Below are 12,856 nucleotides of genomic sequence, written 5' to 3'. Positions count from 1 at the left end.
TTTTCATGTCTAAGAATTGGTTTGTAATCCACGCAAGAAGCGGCTATGAAGCGAAAGTAAAGTTAGCCATTGAGGAGGCTGTTGCTAGGGAAGGGATAGAAGACTTAGTTGGTGAGATATTAATTCCTACTGAGCAGGTTGTTGAACTTAAAGGTGGAAAGAAAAAAGAAACTGAGAGAAAATTTTTCCCAGGGTATATGCTCATTAAGATGGAACTAACTGAGCCAAGCTGGCTGTTGGTAAAGAATACAAATAATGTTATTGGTTTTATTGGCGGATCATCAGGAAAACCCTCTCCGATTACACAAAGAGAGGTGGATAGAATTTTTGCTCGTGTTCAAGAGGGAGCAGATAAACCTAAACCTAAGGTTGCATTTCAACCTGGTGAAGAAGTTCTTGTTATTGATGGTCCATTTAATGAGTTTAATGGAACCGTTGAAAGTGTGAATTATGAAAAAAGTTTACTGACAGTAGAAGTCTTAATTTTTGGTCGAACTACTGCAGTTGAACTAGAGTTTTCTCAAGTAGAGAAAACATAACATAACCCATTGGGTTATTTTGTTAACGGGGAGCTTGATAGGCGTTTGTACCCATAGGAGATAAAATGGCAAAAAAAATTGAGTCTTATATTAAACTACAGGTCCCAGCGGCAGAGGCTAATCCTTCGCCACCTGTTGGGCCAGCTTTAGGTCAGCATGGCGTAAATATCATGGACTTTTGTAAGGCATTCAATGCCCAAACACAAGAGCTTGATAAGGGCATGCCTGTTCCAGTAATTATTACTGTTTACAATGATAGAAGTTTCACATTTGTAACGAAAACACCTCCTGCAGCGGTCCTTCTTCGAAAAGTGACGGGCATTGCAAAAGGAAGTGGTGAGCCTCATATTAATAAAGTTGGAACAGTTACTCGTGCACAACTTGAGGAAGTTGCAAATATTAAAATGAAAGATTTAAATGCGAATGATTTAGATGCTGCTGTCCAAATCGTTGCCGGAACTGCCCGTTCTATGGGCCTTGTGGTGGAGGGTTAATGATGGCTAGTCTAACAAAAAATCAAAAAGTGAATATATCAAAAATTAAAGAGGGTGAAAAGTATAAAATTTCTGATGCTATAGCGCTAGTGAAAGAATGTGCAACTGCAAAATTTGATGAGTCAGTTGACGTAAGTATCAATTTGGGAATTGACACTAAAAAATCTGATCAAACTGTTCGGGGAGCTGTTGTTCTTCCGAATGGAACTGGTAAGGTTGTCCGTGTTGCAGTATTTACTCAAGGTGATAATGTTCAAAAGGCTACTGATGCAGGTGCAGACATTGTGGGTATGGACGATCTAATGAAAACTATGCAAGATGGAGATTTAAACTATGACGTTGTTATAGCCTCTCCAGATGCAATGGGTGTTGTTGGAAGATTGGGACAAGTTCTAGGGCCTCGAGGTTTGATGCCTAACCCTAAAGTAGGAACTGTTACTCCTGATGTTGCCACAGCCGTAAAAAATGCAAAAGCTGGACAGGTCCGCTATCGTGCAGATAAGTCCGGTATTGTTCACGCAGGTATTGGTAAAGCTTCTTTTAATGTTAAAGCACTTGAAGAGAATGTAACTGCTTTAATAGACGCTATTAAGAAAGCAAAACCAAGCTCAGCAAAAGGCGTGTACTTTAAAAAAATTAGTGTTTCTTCAACAATGGGCCCAGGCTTGAGTGTTGATGGAGCAAGCTTAGATATTTAAATAGATTTAACTACTGATAATTAATTTATCAGTGATGAATTCTTTGGGCGACAAGGTTACTTGTTTAGCCTCAAAGACCATAGGTGTGATGAGCTGCTAGCAGTTAATTACTTAATAAATTGATCCTTCAATTTGCCTATGTAGAGGGTATGGAAATACCTTGTAGCGAAAGTTGTAATTTTATAGCTTTCTTTTTTTAATTGTTCAGGAGAGACTATGGCTCTTAATTTTGAAGCAAAAAAAGCAGTTGTCGAACAGGTCAATGCAGTCGCTATAGGCGCTGTATCTGTTGGTGCTGCTGAGTATCGCGGATTGAATGTTGAACAAATGACTAACTTACGAAGCGCTGCTATTGAAGCAGATGTTTCTTTGCGTGTAGTTAAAAATACACTAGCAAAGAGAGCGTTAGCAGAGACAGGATGTGAATGTATTTTGCCTGTCTTAAGTGGACCGGTTATTTTGGGTTTTTCCCAAGAAGATCCGGGCGCTGTTGCGCGCGTTTTTCGTGACTTTATTAAAGAGAATAAAGACTTAGTCGTTAAAGGTTTGGGAGTATCCGGAGAGTTTGTTGATGCAGATCAACTCAAGCGAATCGCGAGTCTTCCAACTAAAGATCAAGCAATCAGTATGTTGATGGCGTTAATGCTTGCACCAACAGAGAAACTAGTTAGAACTTTAAATGAAGTTCCAACAAAGTTAACTCGCGTTGTGGCGGCAGTGCGTGATCAAAAACAATAATAATTATATAGAGGAGTAAATATCATGGCGAAATTAAGTAACGAAGATATTTTAGGCGCAATTGCAGATATGTCTGTAATGGACGTTGTTGAGTTGGTTTCAGCAATGGAAGAAAAATTTGGCGTTTCTGCAGCAGCAGTTGCAGCAGCACCAGCAGCGGCCCCAGCAGAAGCTGGTGCAGCAGCTGAAGAAAAGACTGAATTTGATGTAATGCTAACAAGCTTTGGAGACAAGAAAGTTGCTGTCATCAAAGCCGTACGTGGAATTACAGCACTTGGTCTTAAAGAAGCAAAGGATCTTGTTGAAAGCGCTCCAGCAGCGGTTAAAGAAGGTGTATCAAAAGCGGAAGCTGATGATATCCAAAAGCAGCTTGAAGAAGCTGGCGCTAGCGTAGAACTTAAGTAATTTGTTCAATGCAAAAAACCAAAATCCCCAAAAGGGGATTTTGGTGTTTTTATTCAAAAGTAATTTTGAAAACAATTTGGTGATTAATACGGGGCATTCATGACATATTCATTTACAGAAAAAAAACGTATCAGAAATAATTTTGGAACTAGAGAATCGATTCTTAAAGAGCCAGATTTATTGTCTATTCAAATTAATTCATTTAATTCCTTTATTCAAGAAGGAGCGGTCGAAAAAGAAAACATTGGCCTTCACTCAGTTTTTCAATCTGTATTTCCAATAACAGCCCTGAATGGATATGCAGAAATTGAGTACTTGGATTATGAACTTCAAGAACCAAAATATAATGTTAAAGAATGTAAACTTAGAGGTGTGACTTATGCTGCAACACTGCAGGTAAAACTCAATCTAGTTCTATTTGATAAGAATGGATCCAATTTAAAGAAAAAGCGTCGCGTCAAGCAGGTTATTGAGGAAAGTGTCTATCTTGGCCAACTTCCGCTAATGACTGATACAGGTACTTTTGTTATTAATGGTACAGAGCGTGTAGTTGTGTCACAACTACATCGTTCACCAGGCGTTATTTTTGAGCATGATAAGGGAAAGACACATTCTTCAGGAAAAATATTATTTTCTTCACGTGTGATTCCATATCGTGGTTCATGGTTAGATTTTGAATTTGATCATCACGAACATTTATTTGTTCGAATAGACAGAAGAAGAAAGCTACCGGTTACGACTCTGCTTCGTGCTATGGGCCAGTCAACTAATGAAATTATTGATACATTTTTTGATCATATTACTGTAAAGATGAAATCTAAATCATGTGATTTAGTTATCAAGCCTGAGCTTTTAAGAGGAATTATTGCTGAATTTGACATCAAAATTGGCAAGGATGTTTTAGTTGAGCAAGGCCGAAGAATTACTGCTAAGCATGTTAAGATGTTACAAACTGCAAAAATTGACTCAATTAATGCACCATTAGAGTACCTGATTGGGAAAGTTATCTCTTCAGATATAGTTGATACTGATACCGGTGAGATCTTGCTGGCTGCCAACACCCTAATATCAGAGGAATCAATTGAGGTTTTAGCTACAACTAAAATTAAGAAAATTAACATTATTTATATTAATGATGCTGAAAATGGTATTTATATTTCAGATACATTGCGTCTTGATGAACTTCAGACAGAGATTGAAGCGCGCATGTCTATTTACCATGTAATGAGACCTGGTGAGCCTGCGACAGAAGATGCAGTCAATGCGCTTTTTTCAAATTTATTCTTTAATAATGATCGATATGACCTCTCGAAAGTTGGTCGTATGAAATTAAATAGACGCCTAGGAATCGAAAGTGAAACCGGTGAGCACGTTCTAACGCATGATGACATTATTAATGTAATCAAAAAACTCATTGACATTAAAAATGGGCATGATGTTGTAGATGACGTCGACACATTGGCTAATAGACGTGTAAGGGCCATTGGTGAAATGATTGAAAATCAGTTTAGAATCGGTCTAATCCGTGTTGAAAAAGCAGTTAAAGAGGGATTAAATCTTGCTGAAACTGATGAATTAACCCCTCAAGACCTGATTAACTCTAAGCCAGTCTCTGCTGCAGTCAGAGAGTTTTTTGGCTCTTCACAACTTTCCCAATTTATGGATCAGGTTAATCCACTATCAGGTGTTACTCATAAGCGCCGTATCTCTGCACTTGGACCTGGAGGTCTAACAAGGGAGCGCGCAGGCTTTGAAGTGAGAGATGTTCACCCATCTCATTATGGAAGATTGTGCCCAATTGAAACTCCTGAGGGTCCAAATATTGGACTAATTAATACCTTAGCAGTCTATGCCAAAACAAATTCATATGGTTTTTTAGAAACTCCTTATCAAGTTGTTAAGAATGGTCAAGTCACGAAAGAAATAGTCTACGTTTCCGCTATTGATGAGATTGAACATACGATTGCTCAGGCTAATTCTAAAGTAGATTCAAAAGGAAAGCTTCAAGATGATTTAGTCTCTGGAAGACATAAAAATGAATTTGTATTAGTAGACAAGTCTGAAGTGACCCTTATAGACATTGACTCTAAACAAATTTCATCTGTTGCTGCTTCGTTAATTCCTTTCCTTGAGCATGATGATGCGAACCGTGCACTCATGGGTTCCAATATGCAGCGTCAAGCTGTCCCTGTGCTTCGTGCTGAAAAGCCATTAGTTGGAACAGGAATTGAACGCGTTGTTGCAACTGACTCTAGAGTTTGTGTTGTTGCCGATCATGATGGAGTTGTAGAAACAGTAGATGCCTCTAGAATCGTAATTCGAGTTGATTCTAAACAAACTAAAGCTGGTGAGCTCGGTGTTGATATTTATAGCTTAATTAAATATTCCCGCTCAAACCAGAATACTTGTATTAACCAGAAACCACTCGTTCAGCCAGGTGACAAGGTGGCTGCTGGAGATGTTTTGGCAGATGGACCTTCTACAGATCTAGGAGAGCTTGCATTAGGCCAAAACATGATGATTGCATTTATGCCTTGGAATGGTTACAACTTTGAAGACTCCATTCTAATTTCTGAGAAGGTTGTTCAGGAAGATCGTTATACTTCAATTCATATCGAAGAGCTGACAGCTTACGCAAGGGATACAAAACTTGGTAGTGAAGAAGTTACTGCAGATATTCCAAATGTTAGTGAATCTGCACTTTCTAAGCTTGATGATGTGGGTATCGTATATGTCGGAGCAAGAGTAAAAGGTGGTGACATATTAGTTGGTAAGGTTACACCAAAAAGTGAGACTGTCTTGTCACCAGAGGAAAAATTATTACGCGCTATCTTTGGAGAAAAGGCCAATAATGTAAAAGATACTTCATTGAGAATGGGCGCCTCTAAGTCTGGTGTTGTCATCGACGTTCAAATTTTTACTAAAGATCGGGTTGCTAAAGATTCTCGTGCGTTAGTAATTGATGAAGAGCGATTAGAGAATATTAAAAAAGATATTGATGATGAGTTTGGGATTATTGATGGAGATATTTTCCGCAGAATCCGTTTAAAACTATCTGGCAATGTTTCGACTAGTAACCTTGGTACTATTAAGAGTGGCGATAAGATTACCGCAAAAGACTTGAAGTCTTTAGAGAACAGTGAGATTGCAAAAATAAAAGTAAAAGATGCTGCTGTGAATAAAGAAGTAGCTGCATTGGTAAAACAATCTAAAGCTAAACAAGAAGAGTTTGAAGTATTTTTTGAGCAAGAAAGTGCGAAAATTAAAGAGGGTGCTGAATTACCACCTGGTGTCCAGAAGATGGTTAAAGTTTACGTGGCAACTCGTAAAACTCTTCAAGTTGGTGACAAGATGGCTGGCCGTCATGGAAATAAAGGCGTAATCTCTAGGGTTTCTCCAGTTGAAGATATGCCTCATTTAGCTGACGGCACCCCTGTTGATGTTGTGTTAAATCCACTTGGTGTTCCATCTCGTATGAATGTTGGACAAGTTTTAGAGGTCCACTTAGGATGGGCTGCAAAAGGGCTTGGATATAAGATTGGAAATCTTTTGGATGAGCATCGCAAAGATACCATTAAGCAAATCCGCTCAATGCTTGACTCCATTTACAATAGTTATGGAAAGGCTGAAGATTTAAAGTCGTTTAGTGACGATGAAATATTAGAATTAGCTAATAATTTGAGAATGGGTGTTCCAATGGCAACTCCTGTTTTTGATGGAATCAAAGAAGAAGATATTAAATCATTACTTAAGATGGCTGACTTACCTGAGAGTGGACAAATTCAATTATTTGATGGTAGAACAGGTGATGCATTTGATCGTGATGTGACAGTTGGTTATATGCACATGTTAAAGTTAAATCATTTAGTAGATGATAAGATGCATGCTCGTTCGACTGGACCATACTCGTTAGTCACTCAGCAGCCACTGAGTGGAAAAGCTCAATTTGGTGGCCAAAGATTTGGTGAGATGGAAGTATGGGCTCTTGAAGCATATGGTGCTGCTTATACTCTAAGAGAAATGCTAACAGTCAAATCTGATGATGTTACTGGAAGAGCTAAGATGTATAAGAATATCGTTGATGGTGAAAATCGTACAGAGTCAGTCATGCCTGAGTCTTTTAATGTTCTAGTAAAAGAAATTCGATCTCTAGGTATTGATACTGAACTTGAACAAAATTAAATTAGGAGAATCCTTTGAAAGATTTATTACAAATTTTAAAACAGCAAAATAAAGAACAAGATTTTGATGCAATTAGAGTTGGTTTAGCTTCTCCTGAAAAGATTCGCTCTTGGTCTTTTGGCGAAGTTAAAAAGCCAGAAACAATCAACTATAGAACCTTTAAGCCAGAAAGAGAAGGTTTATTTTGTGCTAAGATTTTTGGTCCAATGAAAGACTTTGAGTGCTTGTGTGGTAAATACAAGCGTATGAAGTTTAGAAATGTCGTTTGCGAAAAATGTGGTGTTGAAGTTACGCTTTCTAAAGTAAGAAGAGAGAGAATGGGGCATATAGAGCTTGCTGCTCCAGTAGCTCATATATGGTACTTAAAGTCTCTACCTTCAAGACTAGGTCTTCTTATGGATATGACACTTAAGGATATTGAAAGAGTTTTGTATTTTGAAGCTTTTTTGGTAACTGATCCTGGAAGCACTCCACTAATTAAGAAGCAACTTCTTACTGAAGAGATGTATTTTGACGCACTTGATCAGTATGGTGATGATGAGTTCGTTGCTAAGATGGGCGCTGAAGCTATGCAAGATGTTCTTTCTGAAATGCAGCTTGAAAAGGAAGCGGCTAATTTACGTGAAGATGCACTTAGTACGAAATCTCAAACTAAGCTTAAGAAAATTAATAAAAGACTTAAGCTTGTTGATTCATTAATCAAATCAGGAAATAAACCTGAGTGGATGGTGCTGAATGTGCTACCAATTTTACCACCTGATTTAAGACCTCTTGTTCCACTGGACGGTGGTCGATTTGCAACATCTGACTTGAACGATCTTTATCGTCGAGTAATTAACAGAAACAATCGTCTTGGTAGACTTTTAGAGTTAGATGCACCTGAAATAATCGTCAGAAATGAGAAGCGTATGCTCCAAGAAGCTGTCGATTCATTAATTGATAACGGTCGACGTGGTCGTGCTGTCATGGGTAACAACAGGCGTCCTCTCAAGTCGATTGCAGATATGATTAAAGGAAAGCAAGGACGATTCCGTCAAAATTTGCTTGGAAAGAGGGTTGATTATTCTGGACGCTCCGTTATTGTTTGTGGTCCATACCTAAAACTCCACCAATGTGGTCTTCCAAAGAAGATGGCATTAGAGCTATTTAAACCATTCATCTACAACCGCCTTCAGGCCAATGGACTTGCTTCAACAATTAAGGCTGCTAAAAAAATGGTTGAAAGCGAAATCCCTGAGGTTTGGGATATTCTTGAGCGTGTTGTTCACCAGCATCCAGTTCTTTTAAATCGTGCTCCAACACTACATAGACTTGGAATCCAGGCATTTGAACCTTTACTAATTGAAGGTAAGGCTATTCAGCTTCATCCACTTGTTTGTACAGCTTTTAATGCTGACTTTGATGGTGACCAAATGGCTGTTCATGTCCCACTTTCAGAAGAAGCTCAGTTAGAAGCAAGAACACTTATGTTGGCCTCTAATAATATACTTCACCTTGCAAGTGGTGATCCAATTATTATTCCTTCACAGGATGTTATCCTTGGTCTTTATTATATGACTCGAGAGATGGTTAATCAAAAGGGCGAAGGTATGGTTTTTGCAAATACCAATGAAGCTCTTGCAGCTTACGATTCTAAACTAGTCAGTCTTCATGCTATGATTAAGCTAAGGGTTCAGGATTATGAAAAGACAGATTCTGGTTTTGTTCCTAGCACGACTCGAATAGTTGATACGACAATTGGAAGAGCGATTTTCTCAAGAATTCTACCCAGAGGTTTGTCATTTGACTTAATCAATGAAGCTTTGACAAAAAAGGTAGTCTCAAACTTAATTCATGTTTGTTATAGAACTCAAGAACTTAAAGAAACAGTTATCTTTGCAGATCAAATGATGTATATGGGTTTTGAGTATTCAACTAAATCTGGTATTTCATTTTGCTCGAATGATATGATTATTCCAAGTGAAAAATCTGAAATGATTGACAAAGCGAACAATCAAATCAAAGATGTTCAGCAACAATTTGCATCTGGAGTTGTAACAAATGGTGAGCGCTATAATAAAGTTATTGATATTTGGTCAAGAACCTCTGAGGAAGTTGCAAAAGCAATGATGGAGAAAGTTGGCTATGAAGATATAACAGATTCAGAAGGAAAGACTGAGAAGAAGCCATCTTTCAATTCGATTTATATGATGGCAGACTCTGGTGCCCGAGGTTCTCCTGCACAAATAAGGCAGTTAGCTGGAATGCGTGGTCTAATGGCTAAACCAGATGGTTCAATTATTGAGACTCCAATTACAAGTAATTTCCGTGAAGGCCTTAATAACATGCAGTACTTTATTTCAACACATGGAGCCCGAAAGGGTCTAGCAGATACGGCTTTAAAAACAGCTAACTCCGGCTATTTGACCAGACGCTTAGTGGATGTTGGACAAGATTTGGTGGTCACTGAAGAAGACTGTAGTACTGAAAATGGACTAGTTATGAAGGCTGTCATTGACGGCGGTAATGTGGTTCAAACATTGGGTACTGCTGTTCTTGGAAGAATTGTTTCTGAAGATGTTTTAATGCCAAATAGTAAGAAAGTATTTTTAGAAAAAGACCATTTGATAACCTTATCTGATTCTGACCATATCAATGAGTTAGGAATTGAATTTATTAAAGTAAGGTCAGCCATCACTTGCGAAACTTCATATGGAGTATGTGCGTCTTGTTATGGTAATGATATGGCAAGAGGGCATAAGATTGGTGTTGGTGAAGCAGTTGGTGTGATTGCTGCTCAATCGATTGGTGAGCCAGGGACACAGCTTACAATGCGTACTTTCCACATTGGTGGTGCTGCTAGTTCATCTACTGCTGTCAATAGTATTAATATTAATACAGATGGTATAGTGCACTATGAAAATATGAAATCAATTACTAATGCAAATGGAGATTTAGTTGTTATTTCAAGATCTTCAGAAGCCTCTATAAGAAATGATTTAGGACAAGTAATGGAAAGATATAAACTTCCTTATGGCGCCGTAGTTCATTTTAAAGATGGTGGTAAAGTTAAGGCAAAAGATAAGATTGCTGACTGGGACCCTCATACTCATCCAATCATTGCTGAAAACTCTGGAAGAGTTTCTTTTATTGACTTTGTTGAGGGTAAAACTGTTGTCAAGAACTCTGATCCATTAACAGGACTCAGCTTCTTTGAGATGATTGAAGAGGCAGAGAGGACTTCAGCAGCTAAAGACATGAAGCCAATGATTAAGCTGGTTGATAAAAAAGATAAAAAATCTATTCTATCTACTCACTACTTGCCTTCAGGTGTAAAAATTAATCTTGAAGATGGACAACTTATTGCTGCAGGTGAAATACTTGCAAAGATTCCCAAAGCTGTTTCAAAAACGAGTGATATTACAGGAGGTTTGCCACGTGTTGCAGATTTATTTGAGGCAAGAAAAGCAAAAGATCATGCTATTCTTGCTGAGAATGCTGGAGTTGTTAGTTTCGGCAGCCCAACTAAATCTAAAGTACGTATGCTGATTACCAATGAAGAGGGTGATGTTACTGAAATGATGATTCATCACTGGAGAGTAATCAATGTATTTGATGGTGAAACAGTTGAGAAAGGTGATGTGATTTCTGATGGCCCTTCAAATCCTCATGATATTCTAAGATTGCTGGGGGTTGAGGCTTTGGCTAACTATATTGTAAAAGAAGTTCAAAATGTTTATCGACTTCAGGGAGTTAAGATTTCAGACAAGCATATTGAAGTTGTAGTTAAGCAAATGCTTAGAAAAGTTGAAATTATTGATAATGGTGATTCAAACTATGTCAATGGTGAAACTGCTGAACATGCTCATGTTGTTGAGAGAAATAAGCAATTAAAGGCGCAGAATAAGAAGGAAATTGTTTTCCAGAGATTATTAATGGGAATTACAAAAGCTTCATTATCTACTGAGTCGTTTATCTCTGCTGCTTCATTCCAAGAAACAACAAGAGTTCTTACTGAGGCTTCGATTACAGGAAGAGTTGATGACCTTAGAGGCCTTAAAGAGAATGTAATTGTAGGTAGGCTTATTCCTGCTGGTACAGGTTTTAAGCATCATCAAGAGAAGAGAAAAAAGCGTGTAGCTGATTCTTTTATGCAAACTAGTGAAGCGGAGCAAGAGCTGTCAGAACAGCTAAGTGAAGTCGAAGCAGAAGCTAAAGAATAATTTAGCTTAAAGCGAAAAAAGGGGGTTTCATTTAAAAAATGAAATCCCCTTTTTTTATTCCCTTTTCTTAAGATTATTTTCAGGGGCGTATTCTAAAGTTTTCATAAACTTGGTAATGATAAAATACATTTATGGAAAAATCTCAATTCAATAGTCTTATTCAGAAAGGCTTTAATCACATTCCTCTCTCAAGAGAGGTTTTAGTAGATACTGATACGCCTCTCGCTTTGTATCTTAAATTAGCAAATAATCCCTATAGCTATTTTTTAGAATCAGTACAGGGAGGTGAAAAATGGGGTCGTTACTCATTTGTTGGGCTGGCAGCAGAGACAGTTATTAAGGTGAATGATTACGATGTTTCAATCGAAAAAAAAGGGAAGTTGCACAAGCAATATAAAGTAGAAGACCCTCTTACATGGATTGAAGATTATCAAAGTAAATTTAAGGTTCCACAATTAGATGAGCTGCCAGATTTCAATGGGGGGCTTGTTGGATATTTTGGTTATGAAATTATTAAATTTATTGAGCCAAAACTCAAAAACATAAAAAAGAAAGATGAGCTTAATGTTCCAGATATTTTGTTGATGGTTTCAAATGATTTGTTGGTTGTTGATAATCTAACCAGTAAGGTTCATATCATTACTCATGTTAATCCTGATAAAGATTCTTTTGAGACTGGGCTTTCAAAACTAAATATAATTGAAAAAAATATTAGAGAATTATTTAATTTCGAATCAACACCCACTGAAAATATTGAGTCTGAGGATTTTGTTTCAAGTTTTGGTAAAGAGAACTTTGTTAATGCAGTTGAAAAAGTTCAGAAATATATAACTGCAGGAGATGTTATGCAGGTTGTTCCATCTCAAAGATTAAGCTGTTCATTTAAGTCAAATCCTATAGAGCTATATCGTCAACTTAGAATACTTAATCCTTCTCCATATATGTACTTTCTAAATCTAGATGGTTTTGCTATAGTTGGATCATCTCCTGAAATTTTAACGCGAGTTGATAATAATAATGTTGCAACAATTAGGCCGATAGCTGGAACTCGTTCAAGAGGTAAGAGTGTTCAAGAAGATCTTGAAAATGAAAAAGATCTCCTGACAGACGCAAAAGAAATTGCTGAGCACTTAATGCTGATTGATTTAGGCAGGAATGATTTAGGGCGGATTGCCAAAACTGGGAGTGTGAACTTGACGGATAAAATGTTCATTGAGCGCTATTCTCACGTCATGCATATAGTTTCAAATGTTGAGTGCGAGTTAAAAGAAGATATGAGTTCAATTGATGTCTTAAAGGCTACTTTTCCAGCAGGTACTCTAAGCGGTGCTCCAAAGGTTAGAGCCATGGAAATAATTGATGAAGTAGAGACGTTAAAAAGAAATATCTATTCTGGTGCTATAGGAAATCTTTCTTGGCATGGTGGTATGGATCTTGCAATTGCCATTAGAACAGCTGTAATTAAGGATGAGGTTCTTTATGTCCAAGCTGGTGCAGGAATTGTTTATGACTCAATACCCGATATGGAGTGGCAAGAAACAATGGATAAGGCTCAAGCCCTAATAAAGGCTGCACAAAATATATAGGTCTACTTGTGT

At 37.6% G+C, this 12,856-nt stretch carries 8 protein-coding genes; all 8 read left to right on the top strand.

Translation table 11 applies throughout. The features are described 5' to 3' along the window. Nucleotides 1-5: 5 nt before the first annotated feature. The 8 genes from nusG to trpE all read left to right on the top strand — a co-directional run bounded on the left by nusG (nucleotide 6) and on the right by trpE (nucleotide 12,844). Nucleotides 6-539 carry a transcription termination/antitermination protein NusG gene (gene nusG, locus AC5YGB_RS06745; protein ID WP_020024537.1) on the top strand — a complete coding sequence of 178 codons (534 nt, stop codon included), beginning with the start codon at nucleotides 6-8 and terminating at the stop codon, nucleotides 537-539. 65 nt (nucleotides 540-604) lie between these two features. Further along, nucleotides 605-1,033: a 50S ribosomal protein L11 gene (rplK, locus tag AC5YGB_RS06740; RefSeq protein WP_020024538.1), complete on the top strand. Its 429-nt coding sequence runs from the start codon at nucleotides 605-607 to the stop codon at nucleotides 1,031-1,033. A 2-nt stretch (nucleotides 1,034-1,035) separates the two neighbouring features. Then, nucleotides 1,036-1,731, top strand: coding sequence for a 50S ribosomal protein L1 (gene rplA, locus AC5YGB_RS06735; RefSeq protein ID WP_496138023.1), 696 nt, complete (start codon nucleotides 1,036-1,038; stop codon nucleotides 1,729-1,731). Nucleotides 1,732-1,947: 216 nt separating this feature from the next. Continuing rightward, entirely contained in the window at nucleotides 1,948-2,469 is a 522-nt protein-coding gene (gene rplJ, locus AC5YGB_RS06730) for a 50S ribosomal protein L10 (RefSeq protein WP_053819741.1), read from the top strand. 24 nt (nucleotides 2,470-2,493) lie between these two features. Beyond that, nucleotides 2,494-2,874, top strand: coding sequence for a 50S ribosomal protein L7/L12 (rplL, locus tag AC5YGB_RS06725; protein WP_020026354.1), 381 nt, complete (start codon nucleotides 2,494-2,496; stop codon nucleotides 2,872-2,874). A 99-nt stretch (nucleotides 2,875-2,973) separates the two neighbouring features. Then, entirely contained in the window at nucleotides 2,974-7,056 is a 4,083-nt protein-coding gene (gene rpoB, locus AC5YGB_RS06720) for a DNA-directed RNA polymerase subunit beta (protein ID WP_496137066.1), read from the top strand. Between the two features lie 14 nt (nucleotides 7,057-7,070). Further along, nucleotides 7,071-11,258 (top strand): DNA-directed RNA polymerase subunit beta', encoded by a 4,188-nt coding sequence (gene rpoC, locus AC5YGB_RS06715; protein WP_496137065.1) that lies wholly within the window; start codon nucleotides 7,071-7,073, stop codon nucleotides 11,256-11,258. A 131-nt stretch (nucleotides 11,259-11,389) separates the two neighbouring features. Continuing rightward, a complete protein-coding gene (gene trpE / locus AC5YGB_RS06710; protein ID WP_496137064.1) occupies nucleotides 11,390-12,844 on the top strand; it encodes an anthranilate synthase component I in 1,455 nt (484 codons plus the stop codon). Nucleotides 12,845-12,856: the final 12 nt, after the last annotated feature.

The organism is Candidatus Pseudothioglobus sp. uisw_142 (assembly GCF_059512465.1).
This window is presented reverse-complemented; position numbering and strand designations above follow the sequence as displayed.

Coding starts and splice junctions, on each gene's coding strand:
- nusG (WP_020024537.1), top strand. CDS start 6: ATGTCTAAGAATTGGTTTGTAATCCACGCAAGAAGCGGCTATGAAGCG.
- rplK (WP_020024538.1), top strand. CDS start 605: ATGGCAAAAAAAATTGAGTCTTATATTAAACTACAGGTCCCAGCGGCA.
- rplA (WP_496138023.1), top strand. CDS start 1,036: ATGGCTAGTCTAACAAAAAATCAAAAAGTGAATATATCAAAAATTAAA.
- rplJ (WP_053819741.1), top strand. CDS start 1,948: ATGGCTCTTAATTTTGAAGCAAAAAAAGCAGTTGTCGAACAGGTCAAT.
- rplL (WP_020026354.1), top strand. CDS start 2,494: ATGGCGAAATTAAGTAACGAAGATATTTTAGGCGCAATTGCAGATATG.
- rpoB (WP_496137066.1), top strand. CDS start 2,974: ATGACATATTCATTTACAGAAAAAAAACGTATCAGAAATAATTTTGGA.
- trpE (WP_496137064.1), top strand. CDS start 11,390: ATGGAAAAATCTCAATTCAATAGTCTTATTCAGAAAGGCTTTAATCAC.